The following is a 23907-nucleotide window of genomic DNA, read 5'->3' as shown; positions in this document are numbered from 1 at the left end:
GGCCTACGCCTCCCCTGCGAGGGCGAACAGGCCGTCGTCGGTCTGCTCGATCAGTCCGTCGACGAGCAGCGAGTCGAGGGCGCGGTCGCGCTGCGCGGTGTCGGTGAGCCAGACCTGGTCCAGGAGTGCGCGTTCCACCGGGCCGTGGCTGCCGCGCAGCACGTCCATCAGTTTGCCGCGCACCTGGCGGTCGGTGCCCGCGAACTTCTGCACCTTGCGCGGCGGCCCGGTGTGGGCGGGGCGGCCCGCCAGCGTCCACGCGCAGTCGTCCAGCGGGCACCGGCCGCAGTCGGGGTTGCGCGCCGTGCAGACCGTCGCGCCGAGTTCCATCAGGGCCGCGGAGAACACCGCGGCGCGCAGTCGGGTGCGGGGGAGCAGCGCCTCGGCGTCGGCGAGGTCACGTGTGGTGGACGGGTTGCCCGGCTCGGCGGCGCCGTGCACCGCCCGCGCGATCACCCGTCGAACGTTGGTGTCCACCACGGGAACTCGCTGACCGTACGCGAAGCACGCGACTGCCCGGGCGGTGTACGCGCCGATGCCGGGCAGGGACAGCAGCACGTCCACGTCGCCCGGAACCACGTCCCCGTGCTCCGCCGCGAGGACGCCGGCGCACTCGTGCAGCCGCAGCGCGCGGCGCGGGTATCCCAGCTTCCCCCAGGCACGCAGCACGTCGCCCTGGTTTGCGGTGGCCATCGCCGACGGCACCGGCCACCGCTCGACCCACTGCTCCCAGATCGGTGCCACCCGCGCCACCGGCGTCTGCTGCAGCATGATCTCGCTCATCAGGATGTGCCAGGCCGTCACTCCGTCGCGGCGCCACGGCAGATCGCGCGCCTGGCGCTCGTACCAGCCGATCAGTGCGGAGGATTTCACTGGATCGTCACACCTGCTCTTTGCTGTTTCGCCAGGTCGGGCAACTTGCCGACTCCGGTCGTGTGCACAATGTCAGTCATGCCCAATTCGAATCCAATCTCGGCCTGGAAGGCCCTCAAAGAGGGTAACGAGCGGTTCGTCAGCGGAACCCCGCTGCACCCGAGTCAGGGAATCGCCGACCGGGCGAAACTCGTCGGCGGCCAGCATCCGACCGCGGTGATCTTCGGTTGCGGCGACTCCCGTGTCGCCGCGGAGATCATCTTCGACCAGGGCCTCGGCGACATGTTCGTCGTGCGCACCGCCGGTCACGTGATCGACAGCGCCGTCCTCGGCTCCATCGAGTACGCCGTCGGAGTTCTGAACGTCCCGCTGATCGTGGTGTTCGGCCACGACAGCTGCGGCGCCGTCGCCGCGACGGTCAACGCCCTCGACACCGGCCAGGTGCCGGGCGGTTTCATCCGCGACATCGTCGAGCGCGTCACGCCGTCCATCCTCGTGAGCCGCACCGAGGGCCTGACCACCGCCGACCAGTTCGAGGCCAGGCACGTCGTCGAGACGGGCCGCCTGCTGCAGGAGCGGTCGCGGATCATCGCCGAGAAGGTCGAGGCGGGCACCTGCGCGATCGTCGGCGTCACCTACACGCTCGCCGACGGCGGCATCAAGCTGCGCAGCACGGTCGGCGACGTCGGAGACACCGAGGTCGTGGCGGTCTGACGCCGCTCGTGTGAGCGACACGCCGGACCTGGTGGGCGGCACCGGTCGGACCTGGACATAACGTGGTATCCGTGATGGAACCGTCCGGACCGCTGCCCCCCGAGATCTACCGGCGCCGCCGCTGGCTTGCCATCGGTGCGGCGATTGTCGCTCTCGTGTTGCTGATCTGGATCGTCTCCGCGTTGCGCGGCGGCGACGACGACCAGGCCACCGATGCGGCCGCCGTGAGTTCGTCACTGACCGCGACGACCTCGGCGTCCGCGTCGACGCCCGCGTCCGCATCGGGTTCGACCTCCGAATCGGGGTCGACGGACGACTCCTCGGGAAGCGCCGAGCCGTCCGGCACCGCCGAGGCGTCCGCCGCTGCCGCGGTTGCCGCCGGGCAGTGCCCCGACAGCTCGCTCGCCGTCAAGGTCAGCCCCGGGAAGCCGACGTACCCGGCCGGTGAGGAACCGGAGTTCGGCATCGTCGTCACGAACATCGGAAACGCCGCGTGCGACCGCGAGCTCGGCGCGGGGATGCAGCAGGTGCTCGTCTACACGCTCGACACCCAGCAGCGACTGTGGTCGAACAACGACTGCTTCCCGAATTCCGACGCCGACGTCCGGACGCTCGAACCCGGCCAGCAGGCCGCGTTCACCGTCAAGTGGTCGGGCGCGACGTCCGCGCCCGGCTGCACGGCACCCCGCGAACCGGTGCCCGCAGGCGCGTACTCGGTGGTCGGACAGCTCGGGAACCTGCGCAGCGCCCCGGAACCGTTCAACCTGAGCTGACGCGGCTCCGCTGCTGTGCGTGAATTTCACCCCGTGGAGGGTGGAATTCACGCACAGGCGCGCAGCGCATCTTCAGTCGAACGGACCGGTGATCGAGGTCTCCGCGAGCCGTGACAGACCCTCCCGGATGTGCCGGGCCCACAGCCCGCCGATGCCCTCGACGGACTGCAGGTCGGCCGCGGACGCGGCGAGCAGACCCTGCAACGTGCCGAACGACGCGACCAGCCGGTGCACCTGGTGGAACTGCAGCCGCGGCACCCGTGCCAGGACCCGGTAGCCGCGCGGGCTCATCGGCGCGTCGAGCGACTCGATCGTCGCGGGATAGCCGAATGCCCGCGCGAGTGTCGTCAGGTCGAGCAGGTCGGCGTCGGTGAGCTTGTCGATCGCCGCGAGTGCCGAGTCGACCGCCTCGGTGGACGGCTGGCCGGTTCCCGCGAGGTAGTCGCGCGCGACCAGCTGCCTCGCCACGTCGTTGTCCCCGACGAGCTCCTCGAGCTGGAGGGCCAGCTGCCGGCCGTCGGTGCCCAGTTCCAGCACGTCCCGTTCGATCTCGACGGACACCCGCCGCACCATCTCCAACCGCTGGGCGACGGTCAGCGCGTCGCGGAGGGTCACGAAGTCCTCGATCTCCACCACGGAGAGCGAGCTGGTGACCTCGGTCAGCCGCGACTTGTACCGTTCCAGCGTCGCGACCGCCTGGTTCGCCCGCGACAGGATGGTCGGCGACCCCTCCAGGACGTGCCGGACACCGCCGACGTACACCGACACGATGCTCATCGACTGGCTGACCGACACCACCGGGTAGCCGGTCTGGATCGCTGTCCGTTCCGCGGCGCGGTGCCGGGTCCCCGATTCGACGGTCGGGATCTTGTAGTCCGGGACCAGCTGCACGTTTGCTCGGACGATGCGGGTGCCGTCGGTCGAGAGCACGACCGCGCCGTCCATCTTCGACAGCTCGCGGAGCCGGGTCGGCTTGAACTCGACGTCCAGCTCGAAGCCGCCGTCGCACAGTTCCTCGATCAGGTCGTCGTAGCCGAGCACGATCAGGGCACCGGTACGTCCACGGAGAATGCGTTCGAGACCGTCACGCAGCTCGGTGCCGGGGGCGAGCCGGGCGAGGGTTTCGCGGAGGGTGGCCGCGGTGTCGTCCAACGCCGTCCCCCTGCCTCGGCGCCCTGTGGCGCACGTCTCGTGCGCGGAAGCCTGTGGTTCCGCGTGAACATGTCGCGACTAGATTACCGAGGTATGAGCGGTACCTGGACATTGCCCGACGACCTCGAAGTTCCGATTCGCCCCGACTTCTTTCCCGCTCCGGGAGGAGACCTCCCCCAGCACTGGTCGAAGTGCTTCGGATGTGGCGACGACCAGCCGACCGGAATCGCGATGCGGTTCACCGCTGCGGAGGGAATCGAGGTTGCGGGCAGGCTGACCGTGGAGTCCCGCTACCAGGGCGGCCCGGGTGTGATCCACGGTGGAATCCTGACCACCGCGTTCGACGAAACGCAGGGCATCGCGTGCATGGTGCTCGGGTCGCCCGTGGTGACCGGTCACCTGCAGATCGACTTCGCCCGACCGATTCCGCTCGGATCCGTGCTCGAGTTTCGGGCCCGGATCGACGGCACGATCCGTCGCAAGGTCTACACCAGCGCCGAGGCCAGGATCGTGGAGGGCCCCGCGGCGAGTGACGAGGTGGTTGCGACGTCGCGCGGACTGTTCCTGCGGATCAAGCCGGAGCACTTCACGCCCATGGCCGAGTTCGTCGACGGTGTGCCGACGATGCCGAGCTTCGGGAACTCGACGCTCTGACGTCCTAACCGTCGGCCGACTTCCGGCGGGGCACGAAACGGAGTGCCTCCCGGAGCGTCGCCACCTCGTGCACCTTCATTCCTGCGGGATGGGTTCCCGAGTCCGGCGGTACCAGCGCCTGCGTGAAGCCCAGGCGAGCGGCCTCGGCCAGTCGCCGTCCGACACCGGTGACGCGCCGGACCTCGCCGGCGAGGCCGACCTCGCCGAGCACCACGAGTCCTGCGGGAAGCGCCACGTCCCGCTCGGCGGAGGCGAGTGCGAGGGCCAGCGCCAGGTCCGCCGACGGTTCGGTGAGCTTCATCCCGCCGACGGTCGCGGCGTACACCTCTTTGTCGTAGGTGCGGGATCCGCCGTGCTTCGCGAGGACGGCGAGCACCATCGCGACGCGCGCGGCGTCCATGCCGCTGACCGCGCGGCGTGGCGACGGGTTCTGCGTGGGCACCACGAGCCCCTGCACCTCGCCGAGCAGGGCCCGCTTGCCGTCCATCGCGACAGTGACGGCCGTGCCGGGCGCGGTGTCGTCGCGGTGATGGAGGAACAGTCCGGACGGGTCGGTGACGCAGGCGATGCCGTCCTCGTGCAGTTCGAAGCAGCCGACCTCGTCGGCGGATCCGAACCGGTTCTTCACGCCGCGCAGCATGCGCAGCGTCGAGTGCTTGTCGCCCTCGAAGTGCAGCACCACGTCGACGAGGTGCTCGAGTGCGCGCGGCCCGGCGACCGCGCCGTCCTTGGTGACGTGACCGATCAGTAGGACCGGGATGCCGCTGGTCTTCGCGAGGGTGGTCAGCGCCGCGGTGATCGCCCGGACCTGGGTGACGCCGCCGGTGACGCCCTCGACGTCGGCGGCGAGCATCGTCTGCACCGAGTCGACGATCAGCAGCGTCGGCTTCACCTGCTCGACGTGCCCGAACACCGTCGCCAGGTCCGATTCGGCGGCGAGGTAGACGCGGTCGTGGACGGCGCCGGTCCGGTCGGCCCGCAGCCGCACCTGGCCCGCCGACTCCTCGCCGGTGACGTAGAGGGACCGGTCGTCGGGGCCGCGGCGGGCCCACCGGTGCACGACCTCGAGCAACAGCGTCGACTTCCCGACGCCCGGCTCGCCCGCCAGCAGGACCACGGACCCGGGGACGATGCCGCCGCCGAGAACCCGGTCGAGTTCCGGCACGCCCGTCGACTTCGCCCTGCTGACGGTCGCGCTGACCTGCGAGAGGGGTGTCGCCGGCGAGTTGGGGACCAGCGCCGCGCCGCGTGCCGCGGTGGCACCCGGACGGTTGCTCACCGCGGCGAGCACCGGCGCGGCCTCCTCGACCGAACCCCATTCACCGCATTCGGGGCACCGGCCCACCCATTTCGCAGTCGTGTACTGGCAGGCGGTGCAGCGGTAGCTGGTCTTCGTTTTCGCCACGGTGCCCAAGCGTAGGGCGGGGCACCGACAGCAACAGATTCCCCGTCGCTCCGCTCGCCATGCGTCAGGACGTGGCGGACCGGTGTTTCGCGGACAGGGCCCGGTAGCCCTCGGCGTTGAACTCGATGTGCTTGACCTCGTCGTCGGTCAGCTCGCGGCGCACCTTCGCGGGGACGCCCGCCACCAGGGACCGCGGCGGGACCTGCGTTCCCTCGAGGATGACGGCGCCGGCGGCGACGAGGCAGTTGGCGCCGAGGGTGGCGCCGTTGAGCACCACGGCGCCCATGCCGATCAGGGAGGCGTCGCCGACGGTGCAGCCGTGCAGGACCGCGTTGTGCCCGACGCTGACGTTTGCGCCGACGGTGAGCGGGAAGCCGGGATCGGCGTGCATCGTCACGTTGTCCTGGATGTTGGATCCGGCGCCGATGCGGATGGAGTCGGCGTCGCCGCGCGCGACCGCGCCGTACCAGATGCTGGCGTTCTCCTCGAGTGTGACGTCGCCGATGACGGTGGCGGTCGGGGCCAGCCAGGCCGAGTCGGCGAGGCGCGGCGTCGCGCCGTCGTCGAAGGACACCACGGTCGGTCCGGTCATTCTGGTTCTCCTCTTCGTCGGATGGTCGGGTCACCATATCGACACGGCGCGCGACGACAGCGGCCCCCGACCTCGGTGAGGTCGGGGGCCGCTGTGATGCCTGTGGGTCAGTGACCGCCGGCGTGCTCGGCGAGGGTGCCCGCACCCTCGTTGCCGGACTTGTCGGACTCGTGACGGTCGAGCGCCGGGCCCGCGTCGACGGGAACGTCGACGGTGATGTCGCCGGCCCGCTCGAAGCTGAACGTAACCGGCATGGTCAGGCCCGGGTACACGTCCGCACCGATGTCGTCGAGGGTGACCAGGATGATCTTCGACTCGATCTCCTCGCCGTCGTCGACGACGGTCGCGTCGACGGTGCCCGCTGCCAGCGCGGTCTGCGGCGGGATGATGCGCGCGCCGGCCTCTCCCGCGATGGTGACGGAGGCGGCCTTGTCGGTCGTGATCTTGGTCAGACGCTCGGTCTGGTACTCGCTCTCGTTGATCGCGGTGAACGCGAGTGCGACGGTGCCACCTGGCTCGAGGCTGTACTCCTCGCTGTCGGGGTAGACGACGTGCACGTTGCGCAGCGAGATGTCGCCCTGGTTCGCGTAGTTGCCGTTGACGGCTGCGACCTGGGTGGCGGTCTGGGTGATCTGTCCCGCGCTGCAGGCGGACAGCGAGATGGCAGCTGCTGCGGCCAGGGCAACGGCGGTGGCGACTCGGCGAGTCGACGCATTGAGTGCTGTCACGGGGTGTCCTCCACGGCGTCGGGTCGTAACAACTAGGCAGAGTAGTAGTCATCACGCGGGCGGGCGCCTCCGGGTCGATCTTTTCGGGCCCGGGTGTCGGCGGTGCTGCGACCCGGAAGGGCTTCGGGAGGACCTCCCGGACCCGGCTGCGATGCACGTTCGTGACCTGGTGTCAACCCCCGTTATCTTCCCTCTGTGCCGCTGACCAGCAACGTTGGAACCGCTCCGCGGAGGACCCGTGATAAACTGGGCAGATCGAAAGGGGCACGGGACAGATGATTTTCAAGGTCGGAGACACCGTCGTATACCCCCATCACGGCGCGGCGTTGATCGAAGCAATCGAGACTCGCACCATCAAGGGTGAACAAAAGGAATATCTGGTACTGAAGGTCGCGCAGGGCGACCTCACCGTCCGAGTCCCCGCAGACAATGCCGAGTACGTCGGCGTTCGCGATGTCGTCGGGCAGGAAGGGCTGGACAAGGTCTTCCAGGTGTTGCGCGCGCCGCACACGGAGGAACCCACCAACTGGTCGCGGCGGTACAAGGCCAACCTGGAGAAGCTGGCCTCCGGCGACGTCAACAAGGTTGCCGAGGTGGTTCGTGACCTGTGGCGCCGGGAGCAGGATCGCGGCCTCTCCGCAGGCGAGAAGCGGATGCTCGCGAAGGCTCGTCAGATCCTCGTCGGTGAGCTCGCGCTCGCCGAGGGCACCGACGACGAGAAGGCGGAGACCATTCTCGACGAGGTTCTCGCGGCAGCGTCCTGACGTCCGCGACAGCATTCGGTAACAGATGAACAACGTGAACGACCCGGCCGACGCGCGCAGCGGTGGCCGGGTCGTCGCCTTGGTGCCGGCGGCCGGACAGGGGACTCGGCTGGGCGAGGGAATGCCCAAGGCGTTCGTGGAACTGCGGGGGCGGACCCTGCTGCAGCGGGCCGTCGCGGGACTGCTCGACTCCGGCGTGGTCGACGAGGTCGTGGTGATCGTGCCCGCGGATCGGGTCGGTGAGGTCCGCGCGGATCTGCCCGGCGGGGTCTCGGTGGTCGCGGGCGGAGCCGAGCGGACCGACTCGGTGCGCGCAGGCATCGCGGCCGCGCCCGACGCGGACCTGCTGCTCGTGCACGACGCGGCCCGGGCGCTCACCCCACCCGCACTGATCGCCAGGGTGGTCGCGGAGCTGCGGGCCGGCCGCGAGGCCGTCGTCCCCGCACTGCCGGTCACCGACACCGTCAAGACCGTCGACCTGCTCGGCGTCGTCGTCGCGACGCCCGAGCGGTCGGAACTCCGGGCCGTGCAGACGCCCCAGGGCTTCGACGCGGACCTGCTGCGCCGCGCCTACGCGGGCAGCGAGGAGATCGCGACCGACGACGCGGGGCTCGTCGAGCGGGTCGGCGCGACGGTCCGCACCATCGCAGGCGAACCCCTCGCCTTCAAGATCACCACTCCGCTCGACCTCGCGCTGGCGCGGGCGTTGACGGACCCGGACACCAACGAATAGGAGTCACCCACCGTGCGAGTCGGCATCGGGACGGACGTTCATCCGATCGAGAAGGGGCGGCCGTGCTGGGTGGCAGGACTTCTCTTCGAGGGTGAGGACGGCTGCTCCGGCCACTCCGACGGGGACGTGGCCGCGCACGCGTTGTGCGACGCGCTGCTGTCCGCGGCAGGCCTGGGTGACCTGGGTTCCGTGTTCGGAACCGGCCGGCCGGAGTGGTCGGGGGCGAGCGGCGTCACCTTGCTGACCGAAGTGCGCCGACTCCTCGCAGAGAACCGGTTCGAGGTCGGCAACGCGGCGGTGCAGGTGATCGGCAACCGTCCGAAGATCGGTCCCCGCCGTGCGGAGGCCCAGGAGGTGCTCGCCGCCGTTCTCGGTGCCCCGGTGTCGGTGTCCGCGACGACGACCGACGGCCTCGGGCTCACCGGTCGCGGTGAGGGCATCGCCGCGGTTGCGACCGCGCTGGTCTTACCGACCGCTGCGGACCGGTAAGATCGCACGTCGTGACCCTGCGACTCTTCGACACCGAAACGCGGGCCCTGCGTGATTTCGTTCCGCTGGTCCCCGGCCACGCGTCGATCTATCTGTGTGGGGCAACTGTGCAGGGCGAGCCGCACATCGGTCACGTCCGCAGTGGTGTCGCGTTCGACGTGCTGCGCCGTTGGCTGGCCGCGAACGGACTGGACGTGGCGTTCGTGCGCAACGTCACCGACATCGACGACAAGATCCTGAACAAGGCCGCGGACGCCGGACGCCCGTGGTGGGAGTGGGCAGCCACCTTCGAGCGGTCCTTCACGTGGGCCTACGACCAGCTCGGGGTGCTGCCGCCGTCGGTCGAGCCGCGCGCGACGGGGCACGTCACCCAGATGGTGGAGCTGATGCAGCGCCTCATCGACGCCGGGCACGCCTACGCCGCCGCCGGAGACGTCTACTTCGACGTGCAGAGCTGGCAGAAGTACGGCGTCCTGTCCGGGCACAAGCTCGACGACGTGCACCAGGGGGAGAGTGTCGCGGAGGGCAAGCGCGACCCCCGCGACTTCACGTTGTGGAAGGCGGAGAAGCCGGGCGAGCCGTCGTGGCCGACGCCTTGGGGTCGTGGCAGGCCGGGCTGGCACCTCGAGTGCTCCGCGATGGCCGAGGCGTACCTCGGCGGCGAGTTCGACATCCACTGTGGTGGACTCGATCTGGTCTTCCCACACCACGAGAACGAGCTCGCGCAGTCGCGTGCCGCGGGCGACGGTTTCGCACGCTACTGGCTGCACAACGGCTGGGTGACCATGGGCGGCGAGAAGATGTCGAAGTCGCTCGGCAACGTGCTGTCGGTGCCGAACGTCCTCAAACGTGTTCGGCCGCAGGAACTCCGGTTCTATCTGGGTGGTGCGCACTATCGGTCGATGCTGGAGTACTCCGATCACGCACTCGACGTCGCCGCCGAAACCTACCGCGGTATCGAGGCTTTCGTGCTCAAGACCGCGGAGCGGGCCGGAGATGTTCCGGTCGGTGCCTGGACCGACGCCTTCGCGGAGGCGTTGAACGACGATCTCGGCGTTCCGAAGGCGCTCGCCGAGATCCACGGTCGCCAGCGCGAGGGCAATCGCGCGCTGGCGGCGGGTGACCTCGACACCGCTGTCGCGGTCGCCGGGCAGGTCCGCGCGATGATGGGCATCCTCGGTGTCGATCCCCTCGATCCGCACTGGGCGAGCGAATCGTCCGATGCATCCGCCGCGCATGCGGCGCTCGACGTGCTGGTGCAGTCCAGTCTGGAAGCACGCCAGCAGGCCAAGGCGGACAAGGATTGGGCGACCGCCGACGCCATTCGGGACCGGCTCGCCGCGGCGGGCATCGCGGTCACGGACACCACGAACGGACCCGAGTGGTCCCTCGAGAAAAACCACGACGAAGCAGGGTAGACATGGCAGGCAATTCGAGCAGGCGCGGCGCGGTCCGCAAGACCGGCACCAAGAAGGGGCAGGTCACCGGCTCGGGCGGCAAGGGCCGTCGCAGCCTCGAGGGCCGCGGCGCGACCCCGCCCGCCGCCGAGCGGACCAAGCATCCCGCTGCGAAGCGCGCCCGGGCGGCCGAGAAGGCTGCTGCCAACTCCGGCCGCACCGGTGGCAGCGCTCCGCGTGGGCGTGGTGGATCCCCACGCAAGGGCGATGCCGGGCCGGAGAACGTCCTCGGCCGCAACCCCGTCCTCGAGTGCCTGCGGGCCGGTGTGCCCGCGACCGCGCTGTACGTCGCGGTCGGCACCGAGAACGACGACCGGCTCTCCGAGAGCGTGCAGATCGCGGCCGACAACGGCATCTCGATCCTCGAGGTGCCGCGCACCGACCTGGATCGGATGAGCGCCAACGGCCTGCACCAGGGTGTTGCGCTGCAGGTGCCGCCGTTCCGGTACTCGCATCCCGACGATCTGCTCGCCAACGCCCGCGCCCGGCAGGAGGCGCCGCTGCTGGTGGCGCTCGACAACATCACCGACCCCCGCAACCTCGGTGCCGTGGTGCGCTCCGTCGCTGCGTTCGGCGGTCACGGTGTGGTGATCCCGCAGCGCCGCAGTGCCTCGGTGACGGCCGTGGCGTGGCGGACCAGTGCGGGTGCGGCGGCGCGGTTGCCGATCGCGCAGGCCACGAACCTCACCCGCACACTCAAGGACTGGGCTGCCAAGGGCGTTCAGGTCGTCGGCCTCGACGCGGGCGGCGACACCACCCTCGACGAGTACGACGGCTCCGGCCCGGTCGTGGTCGTGGTCGGGTCCGAGGGCAAGGGCCTGTCGCGGCTCGTGCGCGAAACCTGCGACACCATCCTCAGCATTCCGATGGCGGGCCCGGTCGAGTCGCTCAACGCGTCCGTCGCGGCAGGCGTCGTCCTCTCCGACATCGCCCGTCAGCGGCGCTGAGCTGCCGAGAACCGGACCACGTCACCCGGGCGGAGTTGCGCCGCGGCCGGTAGGTCGACGTCGGTGACGACGGCGATCACCGGGTAGCCGCCCGTCACCGGGTGGTCGGCGAGGAACAGCACCGGGAACCCCGAGCTGGGCACCTGCAGCGATCCCGGCACCATGCCCTCGCTCGGTAGCTCGCGGGTGTCGGAACGGACCAGTGGCCGCGGACCGGTGAGACGCGCACCCACCCGGTTCGCGTCGGGTGTGACAGTCCACGGCTCGCCGGTGAGCACGCGCAGCGCGTCGGCGTCGAACATGGTGTGACGCGGTCCGATCCGGATCCGGAGCACCACCGGCCCGGTGTGCTCGGGTGGTGGCGGGGCGAGTTCGGTCGCGGGCCATGCGCTCCGGGCCCGCCCGATCGGGAGCCGGTCTCCTGCGCGCACCGGCTCCGGTCCGAGTCCCGCGAGAGTGTCGGTTGCGCGGCTGCCGAGGACCGGCGGCACGTCGATTCCTCCGCGGACCGCGAGGTAGCTGCGCAGTCCGTCCGCGGGCACGCCGAGCGTGAGCACGTCTCCCGCCCTCAGGTGCAGTGTGCTGTAGGCGGGAAACGCAATACCTTTGAGCGACAGTGGAACCCGAGCTCCGGTGACGGCGAGAGTCGCGGTGTCGGCGGCGCGGATCCGGAGTCCTCCGAGCGTGACCTCCAGGGTGGCGGCGCTGGGATCGTTGCCCACCAGGCGGTTGGCCGCGTCGTGGGCGGTGCGGTCCGCGGCGCCCGACCGGCCGACACCGAGGTGCGCGTATCCGGGGCGGCCCCGATCCTGCACCGTGACGAGCGCGCCCACCCGCTGCACCTCGATCAAGCTCACGAATCACATTGTGGCGTACCCGGTCGGCGCCGGTCCATCGTCGTAGCATCGCCGCATGTCGACTGCGCTCCTCTACGGTCTCGGGACGGCTCTGCCGATGCTGGTCGGTGCCGTCGTCGGGTTGCGCTACGACCTGCCACGACCCGCACTGGCGGGGCTGATGGCGTTCGGTGCGGGTGCGATGGTCGCCGCGGTGTCCACCGAGCTGTTCCAGCCGGCGTTCGAATCGGAAGGTGTGGTCGTCGCCGGGATCGCGCTGATGCTCGGCGCCCTCGTCTACGTGGTCGCCGACCACCTCATCGAGAACAGGCTCGGGCCCGCCGCGCTGGGCTGGGCGCTGATGCTCGGCGCGCTTCTCGACGGCATTCCCGAGAACACCGCGCTCGGTGTGTCGCTCGGTGCGGAAGGGGGACTGGTCCTACTGGTGGCGATCGCGGTGGGCAACGTCCCCGAGGCGGTGGCCGGAGCGGCGTCGATGCGGAAGCAGCCCAGCTTCGATGTTCGCCGGGCGCGGCTGCTCTGGGTGGCGACCGCTGTCGTCCTCGTGCTGGTGGTGGTCGCGGCGAATGCCGCCGCCGATTCGATCCAGCCGCAGCAGATCGCGATCATCCAGGCGTTCGCCGGTGGCGCGACGATCGCGGTCCTCGCCGATTCGCTCATGCCCGAGGCGTACCGCGAGGGCGGCTGGTGGGTCGGCATCTCGACGGCCGCCGGCTTCCTCGTCGCCTTCGCTCTCGGTGGCTGAACGCTGTCGGTTGGCGGGCATGACGGTCCGTTCACGCCCTCAAGGGTGTGCTGACCGGCGGGGCAGGACGCCGGTGGGCCTCAGAGAGCGCGGAAGCGGACCGTGACGCCGGGGCGCAGCAGCGCCGGCGGGTCGCGGTCGGTGTCCCACAACGCCACGTCGGTGCTGCCGATCAGTTGCCAGCCGCCGGGGGAGCTGCGGGGGTAGATGCCCGAGAATTCGCCGGCGAGTCCGACCGATCCCGGCGGCACGGCGGTACGCGGTGTCGACCGCCTCGGTACGTGCAGTGATTCCGGCCCGCCGACGAGATAGCCGAAGCCGGGCGCGAATCCGGCGAACGCCACCGTCCAGACAGCACCGGTGTGCGCGGCGACCACCCCGTCGACCCCCAATCCGGTGACGGCCCCGACCTCCTCGAGATCGGGGCCGTCATAGCGGACGTCGATGTGCACGGTGTCGCCTTGACCGTCGGCGGTCACGGCGGCGGGGCGGGTGCCACGGAGCCACGAGCGGACTTCGTCGCGCGTCGTCACGCGTGGATCGAAGCGGACGAGAATCGTGCGGGCGGCCGGGACGACGTCGTCCACTCCCGGCGGACGGGTCCCGTCGAGGGCGCCGAAGAGGCCGAGAACGGCGTCCAGTGTGTCGAATTCGGCGAGTACGGCGCCGTCGCCGACATCGAGGAGGCGCATCAGACGAAGGGCACCAGGTCGACGCCTGCTGCGGCGAGACGGTCGCGGATGGCGACGGCCATCGCGACGGCGTCCGGGCTGTCGCCGTGCACACAGATCGAGTCGGGCCGGGTGGCGACGATGTTGCCGTCGACGGCCTCGACCTCGCCGTCCTCGACCATCCGAAGCACGCGGGCAGCGACGACGTCCGGGTCCGACAGGACCGCGCCCGGCCGGGTGCGCGGGACGAGTTCACCGCTCGGCAGGTATCCGCGGTCGGCGAATGCCTCGGTGACGGTGCGCAGTCCGGCCGCTTCCGCCTCGGCGAGGAACACCGAGCCCGGCAGCCCGAGGACGGGCAGGGTGGGGTCGTACGCGACGATCGCCGCGACCACGGCGCGGGCCTGCTCGCGGTGGTTGACGATCGCGTTGTAGAGCGCGCCGTGCGGTTTGACGTACGCGACCGCGGAGCCCGACGCCTGTGCGAGGCCGTCGAGGGCACCGATCTGGTAGATCACGTCGGCGGTCAGGTCGGTGGGGGAGACGTCGACGAAGCGCCGCCCGAATCCGGCGAGGTCCCGGTATCCGACCTGGGCGCCGATCCGCACCGCCCGCTGCGCCGCGCCGCGGCACGTCGCGAGCAGGGTGGCCGGGTCGCCGGCGTGGAAACCGCACGCCACGTTGGCACTCGTCACCAGCGCGAGCATCGCCTCGTCGTCACCGAGCCGCCAGGCGCCGAAGCTCTCGCCGAGGTCACTGTTCAGGTCGATGGCCACGTGCTCAGCCTAGGCCGCGGCGACGACCCGTCCGGAATTGGCGCGGCGGCGGGAACCGATGAAGCGGCAGATCAGGTAGATCACGAACGAGATGGTCGTGACGAACGTCGACACCGGAACGCCGGGTGCGAGCGAGAGGATGATCCCTCCGACCGCCGCGAGTTCGGCGAACAGGATCGCCAGCAGCGTCGTCTTGAGCGGACTCGACGTGACCCGCGCCGCCGCGGCGGCGGGCGTGATGAGCAGCGACAGCACCAACAGCGCCCCGACGATCTGCACACCGAGGGCGGCGGCGACGCCGACGAGCACCGCGAACACCAGCGACAGCCCCCGGATCGGGACGCCGCGGGCGCGCGCGACGTCGGGGTCGGTGCTGGCGAACAGCAGCGGCCGGTACACGACGGCGAGGACGGCGAGGACGACCACCGCGCACACCAGCAGCAGCTGCAGTCCCTCGTTTCCGACGCCGACGATCTGACCGACGAGCAGCGAGAAGCTGGTGCCGGTGCGGCCCGGGTAGAGCCACATGAACAGGACCGACAGGCCGAGCCCGAAGGACATGATGACGCCGATCACGGAGTCCCGTTCCCGGGCCTTGCTGCCGAGCAGCGCGAAAAGGACTGCGGCGACGACGGATCCGATGATCGCGCCGACACCGACGCTGATGCCCGCGAGCAGGGCGGCGGAGGCGCCGGTCAGGGACAGCTCGCTGGTGCCGTGTACCGCGAACGACATCTGCCTACTGATGATGAGCGGTCCGATGGCACCCGCGAGGAGGCCGAGGATCGCCGCGGCGAGGACCGCCTGCTGAACGAAGTCGTACCCCAGCAGATCGACGGTGGTCTGCCAGTCGAACATCGCGCCGAGCGCGTCCGAGAGTTTGTCGTTCACTCGTGAACCTCGTGGTGTGCGCAGTCCGTGCTCAGTTCGCCCGCACCGCCGAGAGCGTCGATGGCGTCGCCCGTCCCGACGACGACGAGCCGGTCGCGGACCTTCAGTACCTCGACCTCGGTGCGGTACAGCTCGGAGAGGACCTCGGAGGTCATCACCTCGGCGGCGGTGCCGATGCGGAACCGCCCGTCGACGAGGTAGAGCACGCGGTCGACGAGCGGGAGGATCGGGTTGATCTCGTGGGTGACGAACAGGACCGCGGTGTCGTGGCTGCGGCGTCGGGCGTCGATGAGGCCGGCGACCCGCTGCTGGTTCGCGAGGTCGAGGCTCAGCAGCGGCTCGTCGCACAGCAGGACGGCGGGATCGCCGACGAGGGCCTGTGCGACGCGCAGGCGCTGCTGCTCGCCACCGGACAGTGCGCCGATCGGTGCGTCGGCATAGGCCTGGGCTCCGACCTCGGCGATCGCGGCGTCGACGACGGCGTTGCGGGTGCGGCGGCTGCGGAATCCCAGGCCCCAGCGGTGCCCGTCCACGCCCAGCCCGACGAGGTCGCGGCCACGCAGCGGCAGCCCCTCGTCCATCGTCTTCTGCTGCGGGATGTAGCCGATGTGCGGGTTGCCCGCGCGGACCGGTTCACCGACGATGCGGGCGCTCCCGGACGTCAGCGGGACCTGGCCGAGCAGTATCTTCAGCAGCGAGGTCTTGCCGGAACCGTTGGGGCCGAGCACGGCGACGAACTCGCCGGGCGCGACGTCGAGGTCGAGCCCCGACCACAGCGTGCGGGTGCCGTACGACAGTTCGGCACCCTGCAGCGAGACGGTGGGGGTCGCGGTCATTCGGGTGTTCCGGCCGCGGCGCCGTCGAGCGCTGCCGCGAGCTGTTCGGCGATGGAGAGCTGCCACTGGACGTAGTCGACACCCTCGGGCAGCGTCTCGGTGACTTCGACGACTGGGACGCCTGCGGCCTCGGCGACGGACCGCATGTCGCGGGTGACCTTGTCCTCGGTCTGGTTGTTGTAGACGAGGACGGCAACCTGCTTGCCGCTGAGAAGGTCTCGGGTCGCGGCGATGGCGGCCGGCGGCGGGTCGTTGCCCTCCTCGATCGCGCGGGTGAAGTCCTCCGGCGTGCGGTCGTCGAGGTCCGCGGCCGCGAGCAGGTAGTGGGCGGTCGGTTCGGTCTGGGCGACGGGCGTGTGTGCGTGCCGGGCGGCGACGTCGGCGGTGATGTCCGCGACGCTGTGCAGTTTCCCGTGGAACGACTCGGCGTTCGCGGTGTAGGCGGCGGCGTTGGCGGGGTCGAGGTCGCCGAGCTCGGCGGCGATCGCGTGGGCAACGGTGTCGACGGTGGCGATGTCGTACCAGACGTGTTCGTTGACGCCGCCGTGACTGTGGCCCGCGTGCGAGTCGTGACCCTCGGCCTCGTCGTGGGCCGCGGTGTCCTCGGCGACTGCTTCGGTCGCCTCGGTGCCGTGGTCGTGGCCGGCGTGCAGATCGGATTCGGCGCCGAGCAGTTCGTACGCGTTGACGGTCGGCTTGTCGCCCTCGGCCGCGAGGATGTCCTCGACGAACTCGTCGTACCCTCCGCCGTTGTAGACGACGAGGTCGGCGTCGGTCACGGCGGCCGCGTCGCGAGGGCTGGCCTCGTAGGAGTGCGGATCGGCGGACGGCTCGCTGATGATCGACGTCACGTCGGCGTACTCGCCTGCGACGGCGGAGGCCACGGATCCCCACACGTTGGTCGAGGCGACGACGGTGAGGCGGCCGTCGGCGGCGGCATCGGAGGTGGAGGAGCAGCCGGCGAGAACGAGTGCGGCGGCCGTGGTCAAGCCCACGGCCACCGCGGTCGCACGGCCGGTCCGCCCGTGGAGACGGGTGCGGGCACGGCGAAGACTGCGGGGTGTGTGGGGCATGGTTTAAATATTAATGGAAACCGTTTCCGTTGTACATTGGCGGGGTCGTGCTGTCGATCACGCGCGCACCCAGTACCGTCCCGATATGCCCCGATCCGGTCATCCACGTCGTCAGGCGACACTGGCGTCGCTGGCTGCCGAGTTGAAGGTCTCCCGCACCACCGTCTCGAACGCGTACAACCGGCCCGACCAGTTGTCCGCGGAACTGCGCAACCGCGTCCTCGAGGCCGCCAAGCGCCGCGGCTATCCGGGACCCGACCCGGTCGCCCGGTCGCTCCGCACCAGGAAGGCGGGTGCCGTCGGCCTGCTGCTGACCGAGGCGCTGAGCTACTCGTTCCGCGACCCCGCCGCCACCAGCTTCGTCGCCGGCCTCAGCGAATCCTGCGAGGAGGCAGGCCAGGGGCTGCTGCTCATTCCCGCCGGACCCGGCCGCGACGACGTCGAGGCGGCCGCCGTCGTCCAGCAGGCCGGCGTGGACGGCTTCGTCGTCTACTCGGTCGCCGACGACGATCCCTATCTTGCTGCCGTCCTCGAACGGCGGCTGCCGATGGTCGTGTGCGACCAGCCGCGGGAGATCGAGGGGGCCTCCCTCGTCGGTATCGACGACCGCGGCGCGATGCGGGAACTCGCGGACCATCTGCTCGGTCTCGGGCACACGCGGGTGGGCGTGCTGTGCATGCGTCTCGGGCACGACGCCCGCGACGGCCGCGCCGACGCCGAGCGACTCCAGTCGCCGCACTTCCACGTGCAGCGCGAGCGCATCGCGGGCGTGCAGGACGCGATGCTGGCCACCGGTCTCGACCCGGCGACGCTGACCGTCGTCGAGAGTTCCGCGCACACCGTGGTCGCGGGCCACGCGGCGGCGGAGCGGACACTGGCGATCAACCCCGACATCACCGCGCTGATCTGTACGACCGACGTGTTGGCGCTCGGCGCACGGGAATTCGCGCGGTGGCGCGGCATCGACGTGCCCTCCGAGCTGTCCGTGACCGGTTTCGACGGCGTGCCCGAGGCGCTCGCGACGGGGTTGACGACCGTGCGTCAGCCCGCCGAGGAGAAGGGCCGCCGGGCCGGCGCGCTGCTGCAACAGGGATCGAGCTCGGGTGAATCCAGCGTCGAGATCCTGGGCACCGAGCTGATCCGCGGTCACACCGCCGCCCCGCCCCGCACCTGGCACCGCGGCCCGGCCGAATAGGCGCCTCCGGCGCTCGTGCGCGGTTAACGGGTCTCTGAACCCGTTAACCGCGCACGAGCCGCGAAGCGGCCTAGCTGAGCAGGTGGGCGCAGCGCAGCAGGCCGATGTGGCTGTACGCCTGCGGGTGGTTGCCCAGTGAGCGTTCGGCGACCGGGTCGTACTCCTCCGCGAGCAGGCCGGTGGGTCCGGCTGCGGCGACCAGCTGCGCGAACAGCGCCTCGGCGTCGGAGCGCTGCCCGATCAGCAGATACGCCTCCACCAGCCACGCCGCGCACAGGTGGAAACCGCCCTCGCCGCCCGGCAGGCCGTCGTCGTGGTGATAGCGGTACACCGTTGCACCGCTGCGCAATTCGGCCTCGGTCGCGGTGACCGTCGCCGCGAAGCGGGGATCCGACGGGTCGATCAGTCCGGACAGCCCGATGTGCAGGGTCGCGGCGTCGAGGTCGGTGCCGTCGTAGGCGGCGGTGTACGAGTTCGCGCGGTCGCTCCAGCCGCGGTCCCGCACCTCGTCGGCGATCTCGGTGCGCAACTCTGCCCAGCCGACCCCGGCGTCCCGGCCGAACTCCTCGGCCAGGATCAGCGCCCGGTCCACGGTCACCCAGCACATCACCTTCGAGTACACGTGGTGGCGCGGGTTGCCGCGGATCTCCCAGATCCCGTTGTCGGGCTCGGCCCACCGTCGTTCGACCGCGGACACCATCGCCAGCACCAGGTTCCAGTCCCGATCGGTCAGGGCGTCGACGATGCCCTTGTCCCGACGGGCCTCGGCGAGGTGGACGATCAATTCGACGATCGGGCCGAAGACGTCCAGCTGGACTTGGGAATTCGCGGCGTTGCCGACGCGCACGGGCCGTGAGCCGCCGTACCCGGGAAGCTCGTCGATCACGGCCTCGGGAGGCAGGTTGGTGCCCTGGATCGTGTACAGCGGGTGCAGACGCTCCGGCCCGGGCAGCGTGTCGAGGACCCGGTGCACCCACTCCAGGAACGCCTCGGCCTCCCCGAGCGAGCCGAGTGCGACGAGCGCCGACGCGGTCATCGACGCGTCCCGGAGCCAGCAGTAGCGGTAGTCCCAGTTGCGGACGCCGCCGAGATCCTCGGGCAGGGACGTGGTCGCGGCGGCGAGGATCGATCCGGTGTCCGAGTGGACGAGTCCGCGCAGCGTCAGCGCGGAACGCTTCATCAGTCCGGTCTTGCGGGCGGGCAGCGTCAGGCTGTCCGCCCACTCCCGCCAGTACGACTCCGATTCGGCTCGACGCTCCGGCTCGGGCACGACCGACGGGCTCAGGTCCGTTGTGCCGCAGCGCAGTTCGAGGACCACTGGGCCCGTGCTCGGATCGACGACGGCGTGCGCGGTCTGCTGGACGCCGTCGCTGGTGATCTCCCATACGACTCCCGGTGAGCGGAGGACCACCGGGTCGTTGGTGCCGTACACCCGCAGGCCGTCCTCCTCCTGCTCGAGGTGGACCTGCACCTGACCGAACTCGGGCCGGGGCGCGAAGGTCACCACAGCCTTCGCCCGGCCGGTGATCACCCGGGTCAGTTCGGTGCGTCCGACGGGGACGTCGTGCGGCAGGTAGTCGGTGACCTGCAGGCTCGCCCAGCTGGTGTGGACCGTCATGGTGCCGTCGTCGTACCGCTGGCTCAGCGGAAGGCCCGTGCGGTGCGGTCCGATACTGAAGTGCCCGGCACCGACGCCGCCGAGCAGGTGCGCGAACACGGCTGCGGAATCGGGTTCGGGGTGACAGAGCCAGGTGACGGTCGCGTCCGGTGTCAGCAGCGCGACGGTGCGCGGATTGGCGAGCATCGTCAGCCGCTCGATCGGCGGTGCGCTCTCCCCGTGCAGCCAGGTGCGCCGCTCCTCCAGGAGGAAGGCGAGCGCCGTGCCGACGTCCTCGGTGCTGTCGATGCGGAACTCGGCGAGCGAGTCGCCGGACCCGACCTTGACGCCGATGTCGGGTCCCTGCAGGCGGGCGAACGCCTTCTCGTCCGTGACGTCGTCACCGAAGAAGACCGCCGCGGCGGCGCCCTCGCGGTGCCGCAGGATGTCGAGGGCCTCACCCTTGTCGGTGACGATGACGGCGAGCTCGATCACCGCCTTGCCCTCGGTGACCTGGACGCCCTTCCATTTGGCGGCGCCCTGGCGCACCTTCTCGAGTGCGCGTTCACCGACGTCGGGATCCGCGTTGCGGACGTGCAGGGCAGCGCTGGCGGGTTTCGTCTCGACGGCGATGCCGGGTCCGTCCTGCGCGATCGACTGCAGTTCGGTGGTCACCTCGCGAAGCAGCCGCTGGGCGTCGTCGCTGATCTCGTGGACGAAACCGACGTCGAACTCGGAGCCGTGGCTGCCGACGAGCTGAACCTCGACCGGCAGCCGGGACAGCATCGCCAGGTCGCGCAGGGCACGACCGGAGATGACGGCGGACGTCGTCCCGGGGAGGATCGCGAGGGCGCGCATGGCGCGCACCGCATCGGCGTGGGGGAATGCCTTCGACGGGTCCGAGACGATCGGCGCCATGGTGCCGTCGTAGTCGGACGCGACGAGTAGGCGCGGCGTCCGCGCGATGGCGACGAGACGTCGACGGAGCTCGACTGGTAGATCCTGCGCACTCACTGCGCAGAGTCTACTTACAAACCGCCCTGATCCTTGTAGCCACCGAGCAACAGTTCGACGGTCAGTTCGAGTCGCTTGGCGACGTCGGTCGCGGACGACCGTCGTGTCAGCCACGCGACCAGGTTCGACAGCCACACGTCGGAGACGACGCGTGCGATCTGGAGCTGCTCCTCGGTGGGTGTGCCGTCGCTCATGGCCCGGGCGAACAGCGAGTCCATCAGGCGACCAACCTGATCGACCTCGGCGGCGGCGGACGCGTCGGCGAACATGAACGCCCGCGTCATCGCCTCGGCGAGGAGGGGATCGCGCTGCATCGCACGGGTGATCTGCCCCAGGATCAGGTTCATGCGCTCGATCGGGCTGTTGCCCGGAGGCATCCGCTTGCGGTTGTCGATCTTCTCGAACTCGCGTGCCAGTGCGGAGACCAGCAGGTGCACCTTCGACGGGAAGTAGCGGTACAGGGTCCCGACGGCGACGTCGGCGCGTTCGGCGACCGCCCGCATCTGCACGGCCTCGTACCCGCCCTTCGACGCGAGTGCGAGGGTCGCATCGAGGATTCGCTTGCGGCGCTCGCGCTGGGCGTTGGAGCTGAGGTCGTCGTCCGTCAGCGTGCTGACGGCGCCGTTCGTTCCGGCCTTGGCGGCCGAACGGGTGCGGGATGAGGACGTCATCAACGAACTTCCTTGTGTGTTTTCCGAACTGAATCGTCTAAGGGAACTATGTGCGCTTGCGGCTCGGCCTTGACTGAGAGCCGATTAAGAGATTAGAACACGTTCTAGAGTGATTTGTCAGTACCGAGAAGGGCGACCAGGCTTGTGACAATTGCCACCACAGACGAGCAGCGTGCGGTTCAGGAGTCGATTCGGTCCTGGGCGCGCGCCGCGAGCCCTGTCGAGACGCTGCGCGCGGACGAGAACAACGCGTGGCGCACGCACTGGGGCGCGCTCGCCGAACTCGGCGTGTTCATGGTCGCCCAGTCGGAGGAGGTCGGCGGCGCCGACGGCGAGGTCGTCGACCTCGCCGCGATGCTCGAGGCCACCGCCGCAGCACTGGTCCCCGGCCCCGTGCTCTCGACCGCGCTCGCCGCGCTGGTCGTCGGACGCAGCGGCGAGCCGGCCGCGAAGCAGTGGGGGCCGGAGCTCGCCGAGGGCACGCTTCCCGTCGGGGTCGCGCTCGGTGGGAACGTGACCGCCACCGCCGAGGCGGACGGTTCGCTCGTGCTCGACGGTACCGCCGGGCACGCGCTCGGGGCCGCCCCCGACCTGGGGATTCTGCTGTCCGCGACCCGCGGTGACGAGCTCGTGTGGTGCCTCGTCGAGGCGGGCACCGACGGCCTCGTGGTCGAGGCCGTGCAGAACGTCGACGTCAGCGTTCCGCTGGCGACGGTCACCTGTGACGGGCTGCGGGTCCCCGGTGACCGGGTGCTCACCGACGTGCCGTCCGGCCGGGTCCGCGACCTCGCCGCCACCCTGGTGGCCGCGGAGGCGGCAGGCGTCGCGGGCTGGTGCCTGACGACCGCGGTCGAGTACGCGAAGATCCGCGAGCAGTTCGGCAAGCCCATCGGCTCCTTCCAGGCGATCAAGCACCTGTGCGCGGAGATGCTGTGCCGCGCCGAGCAGATCCGGGCGGTGGCGTGGGACGCCGCGGTCGCGGCCGAGTCGGGCGAGGAGCTGCCGATCGCGGCGGCCGTCGCCGCGTCGGTCGCCCTGGACGCGGCCGTCGACACCGCGAAGGACTGCATCCAGGTTCTCGGTGGCATCGGTTTCACCTGGGAGCACGACGCCCACTTCTACCTCCGCCGGATGGTGTCCCTGCGGCAGCTGCTCGGCGGCGGCGCGGCGTGGCGGGCGCGGGTCGCCGAACTGACGCGCGCCGGCGCGCGGCGGCACCTGACCGTCGATCTCGGTGACCTGGAGTCGCAGCGCGCGAGCGTCCGCGCCGACATCGAAGCGATCGCGGGGCTGCCCGAGGCGGAGCGCCGGGTGGCGTTCGCCGAGTCGGGATACCTGGCCCCGCACTGGCCCGCCCCGTACGGGAAGTCGGCGAAGGCGGCCGAGCAGATCCTGTTCGGTGACGAGCAGTCCCGGGCGGGGCTCGAGACGCCGAACCTGGTGATCGGCTGGTGGGCCGTGCCGACCATCCTGCAGCACGGAACCGCCGAGCAGATCGAACGTTTCGCGATGCCGACCCTGCGCGGCGACCTGATCTGGTGCCAGCTCTTCTCCGAGCCCGGTGCCGGCTCCGACCTCGCCGCGCTGCGCACCACCGCCGAGAAGGTGGACGGCGGTTGGGTTCTGAACGGGCAGAAGGTGTGGACCTCGCTCGCCCGTGAGGCGGACTGGGCGATCTGCCTGGCGCGTACGGACAAGGACGCGCCCAAGCACAAGGGAATCACGTACTTCGTCGTCGACATGCGCAGCGCCGGAATCCGGATCTCCCCGCTGCGCGAGATCACCGGCGACGAGCTGTTCAACGAGGTGTTCCTCGACGGTGTCTTCGTGCCGGACGAGAACGTCGTCGGGCAGGTGAACGGCGGGTGGAAGCTGGCCCGCACCACCCTCGCCAACGAGCGCGTCGCGATGAGCGGCGGCTCCTCGCTCGGCAAGGCGATGGAGGACCTCCTGGAACTGTCCGCGCGCGGCGGTACCGACCCGGTCACCGAGGACCGGATCGGTTTCCTCGTCGGGGACGCGATGGTCGGCTCCCTGCTCGAGCACCGCACCACCCTGCGTCAGATCGACGGGCAGGACCCGGGTCCGGAGTCGAGCGTGCGGAAGCTGGTCGGTGTGCGGCACCGGCAGGCGGTCGCCGAGTTCGGGCTCGAGTGCGCGGGTGTCGCGGGTGCGGTCGAGGGTCCGCTGTCCAAGCAGTTCCTCAACACGCGCTGCCTGACCATCGCCGGGGGCACCGAGCAGATCCTGCTCACGGTCGCCGCAGAACAGCTGCTCGGGCTTCCCCGCGGCTGAATTCA

At 70.5% G+C, this 23907-nt stretch carries 24 protein-coding genes; 11 read left to right on the top strand and 13 right to left on the bottom strand.

The features are described 5' to 3' along the window. Positions 1–3: 3 nt before the first annotated feature. The gene (locus ACFSJG_RS26420; RefSeq protein ID WP_378488220.1) at positions 4–873 is read right to left on the bottom strand and encodes an HhH-GPD family protein; all 870 of its coding nucleotides are present in this window, start codon (positions 871–873) and stop codon (positions 4–6) included. A 78-nt stretch (positions 874–951) separates the two neighbouring features. Here ACFSJG_RS26420 and ACFSJG_RS26415 point away from each other — a divergent pair, with 78 nt between their 5' ends. Beyond that, positions 952–1587, top strand: coding sequence for a carbonic anhydrase (locus ACFSJG_RS26415; RefSeq protein ID WP_378488219.1), 636 nt, complete (start codon positions 952–954; stop codon positions 1585–1587). A 71-nt stretch (positions 1588–1658) separates the two neighbouring features. Further along, the gene (locus ACFSJG_RS26410) at positions 1659–2360 is read left to right on the top strand and encodes a DUF4232 domain-containing protein (RefSeq protein WP_378488218.1); all 702 of its coding nucleotides are present in this window, start codon (positions 1659–1661) and stop codon (positions 2358–2360) included. A 72-nt stretch (positions 2361–2432) separates the two neighbouring features. Here the strand turns inward: ACFSJG_RS26410 and disA are convergent, their stop codons facing one another. Beyond that, positions 2433–3512 (bottom strand): DNA integrity scanning diadenylate cyclase DisA, encoded by a 1080-nt coding sequence (disA, locus tag ACFSJG_RS26405; RefSeq protein ID WP_378488217.1) that lies wholly within the window; start codon positions 3510–3512, stop codon positions 2433–2435. Between the two features lie 93 nt (positions 3513–3605). Here disA and ACFSJG_RS26400 point away from each other — a divergent pair, with 93 nt between their 5' ends. Beyond that, the gene (locus ACFSJG_RS26400) at positions 3606–4166 is read left to right on the top strand and encodes a PaaI family thioesterase (protein ID WP_378488216.1); all 561 of its coding nucleotides are present in this window, start codon (positions 3606–3608) and stop codon (positions 4164–4166) included. A 4-nt stretch (positions 4167–4170) separates the two neighbouring features. Here the strand turns inward: ACFSJG_RS26400 and radA are convergent, their stop codons facing one another. The 3 genes from radA to ACFSJG_RS26385 form a co-directional block, all read right to left on the bottom strand. Further along, on the bottom strand, positions 4171–5571 hold the full coding sequence (gene radA, locus ACFSJG_RS26395) for a DNA repair protein RadA (RefSeq protein WP_378488215.1): 1401 nt from the start codon (positions 5569–5571) through the stop codon (positions 4171–4173). Positions 5572–5635: 64 nt separating this feature from the next. Continuing rightward, positions 5636–6163, bottom strand: a complete 528-nt coding sequence (locus ACFSJG_RS26390) for a gamma carbonic anhydrase family protein (RefSeq protein ID WP_378488214.1) — start codon at positions 6161–6163, stop codon at positions 5636–5638. A 107-nt stretch (positions 6164–6270) separates the two neighbouring features. Then, positions 6271–6891 carry a copper chaperone PCu(A)C domain-containing protein gene (locus ACFSJG_RS26385; protein ID WP_378488213.1) on the bottom strand — a complete coding sequence of 207 codons (621 nt, stop codon included), beginning with the start codon at positions 6889–6891 and terminating at the stop codon, positions 6271–6273. Positions 6892–7166: 275 nt separating this feature from the next. On the opposite strand from ACFSJG_RS26385, the gene carD reads away from it, so the two are divergent. The 5 genes from carD to rlmB are packed head-to-tail and all read left to right on the top strand — an operon-like array spanning position 7167 to position 11281. Further along, positions 7167–7655, top strand: a complete 489-nt coding sequence (carD, locus tag ACFSJG_RS26380) for an RNA polymerase-binding transcription factor CarD (RefSeq protein ID WP_378488212.1) — start codon at positions 7167–7169, stop codon at positions 7653–7655. Positions 7656–7680: 25 nt separating this feature from the next. Continuing rightward, positions 7681–8388 (top strand): 2-C-methyl-D-erythritol 4-phosphate cytidylyltransferase, encoded by a 708-nt coding sequence (gene ispD, locus ACFSJG_RS26375; RefSeq protein ID WP_378488211.1) that lies wholly within the window; start codon positions 7681–7683, stop codon positions 8386–8388. Positions 8389–8400: 12 nt separating this feature from the next. Then, positions 8401–8877, top strand: coding sequence for a 2-C-methyl-D-erythritol 2,4-cyclodiphosphate synthase (gene ispF, locus ACFSJG_RS26370; protein ID WP_378488210.1), 477 nt, complete (start codon positions 8401–8403; stop codon positions 8875–8877). A gap of 11 nt (positions 8878–8888) precedes the next feature. Beyond that, entirely contained in the window at positions 8889–10295 is a 1407-nt protein-coding gene (gene cysS / locus ACFSJG_RS26365; RefSeq protein WP_378488209.1) for a cysteine--tRNA ligase, read from the top strand. Between the two features lie 2 nt (positions 10296–10297). Beyond that, positions 10298–11281: a 23S rRNA (guanosine(2251)-2'-O)-methyltransferase RlmB gene (gene rlmB, locus ACFSJG_RS26360; RefSeq protein ID WP_378488208.1), complete on the top strand. Its 984-nt coding sequence runs from the start codon at positions 10298–10300 to the stop codon at positions 11279–11281. On the opposite strand, the gene ACFSJG_RS26355 is transcribed toward rlmB, so the two are convergent. Next, positions 11269–12138, bottom strand: coding sequence for a 5-oxoprolinase subunit C family protein (locus ACFSJG_RS26355; RefSeq protein WP_378488207.1), 870 nt, complete (start codon positions 12136–12138; stop codon positions 11269–11271). The genes rlmB and ACFSJG_RS26355 overlap by 13 nt on opposite strands. Positions 12139–12193: 55 nt before the next feature. Between ACFSJG_RS26355 and ACFSJG_RS26350 the strand changes: the two genes are divergently transcribed. Continuing rightward, positions 12194–12883, top strand: coding sequence for a ZIP family metal transporter (locus ACFSJG_RS26350; RefSeq protein WP_378488206.1), 690 nt, complete (start codon positions 12194–12196; stop codon positions 12881–12883). Positions 12884–12963: 80 nt separating this feature from the next. Here the strand turns inward: ACFSJG_RS26350 and ACFSJG_RS26345 are convergent, their stop codons facing one another. From ACFSJG_RS26345 to ACFSJG_RS26325, 5 genes are read right to left on the bottom strand one after another with little or no spacing between them, the layout of a single operon-like run. After that, positions 12964–13575, bottom strand: a complete 612-nt coding sequence (locus ACFSJG_RS26345; protein WP_378488205.1) for a 5-oxoprolinase subunit B family protein — start codon at positions 13573–13575, stop codon at positions 12964–12966. After that, the gene (locus ACFSJG_RS26340) at positions 13575–14330 is read right to left on the bottom strand and encodes a LamB/YcsF family protein (RefSeq protein ID WP_378488204.1); all 756 of its coding nucleotides are present in this window, start codon (positions 14328–14330) and stop codon (positions 13575–13577) included. The genes ACFSJG_RS26345 and ACFSJG_RS26340 overlap by 1 nt, the downstream gene beginning before the upstream one ends. 9 nt (positions 14331–14339) lie before the next feature. Then, positions 14340–15188: a metal ABC transporter permease gene (locus ACFSJG_RS26335; RefSeq protein WP_378488353.1), complete on the bottom strand. Its 849-nt coding sequence runs from the start codon at positions 15186–15188 to the stop codon at positions 14340–14342. A gap of 29 nt (positions 15189–15217) precedes the next feature. Then, positions 15218–16057, bottom strand: a complete 840-nt coding sequence (locus ACFSJG_RS26330; RefSeq protein ID WP_378488203.1) for a metal ABC transporter ATP-binding protein — start codon at positions 16055–16057, stop codon at positions 15218–15220. Beyond that, entirely contained in the window at positions 16054–17130 is a 1077-nt protein-coding gene (locus tag ACFSJG_RS26325) for a metal ABC transporter solute-binding protein, Zn/Mn family (RefSeq protein WP_378488202.1), read from the bottom strand. The genes ACFSJG_RS26330 and ACFSJG_RS26325 overlap by 4 nt, the downstream gene beginning before the upstream one ends. An 85-nt stretch (positions 17131–17215) precedes the next feature. Between ACFSJG_RS26325 and ACFSJG_RS26320 the strand changes: the two genes are divergently transcribed. After that, complete coding sequence (locus ACFSJG_RS26320; protein ID WP_378488201.1) at positions 17216–18325, top strand: LacI family DNA-binding transcriptional regulator; 1110 nt, start codon at positions 17216–17218, stop codon at positions 18323–18325. 70 nt (positions 18326–18395) lie between these two features. On the opposite strand, the gene otsB is transcribed toward ACFSJG_RS26320, so the two are convergent. Continuing rightward, complete coding sequence (gene otsB / locus ACFSJG_RS26315) at positions 18396–20936, bottom strand: trehalose-phosphatase (RefSeq protein ID WP_378488200.1); 2541 nt, start codon at positions 20934–20936, stop codon at positions 18396–18398. A 14-nt stretch (positions 20937–20950) separates the two neighbouring features. Then, positions 20951–21607, bottom strand: a complete 657-nt coding sequence (kstR, locus tag ACFSJG_RS26310; protein ID WP_378488199.1) for a cholesterol catabolism transcriptional regulator KstR — start codon at positions 21605–21607, stop codon at positions 20951–20953. A gap of 144 nt (positions 21608–21751) precedes the next feature. Here kstR and ACFSJG_RS26305 point away from each other — a divergent pair, with 144 nt between their 5' ends. After that, a complete protein-coding gene (locus ACFSJG_RS26305) occupies positions 21752–23902 on the top strand; it encodes an acyl-CoA dehydrogenase (protein WP_378488198.1) in 2151 nt (716 codons plus the stop codon). The last annotated feature ends 5 nt before the right edge of the window (positions 23903–23907 follow it).

The sequence above is a fragment of the Rhodococcus gannanensis genome, from assembly GCF_042681175.1.
GTDB lineage: Bacteria > Actinomycetota > Actinomycetes > Mycobacteriales > Mycobacteriaceae > Rhodococcus_G > Rhodococcus_G gannanensis.
Note: the sequence above shows the minus strand (reverse complement) of the source record. Positions and strands in the feature narration are given on the sequence as shown.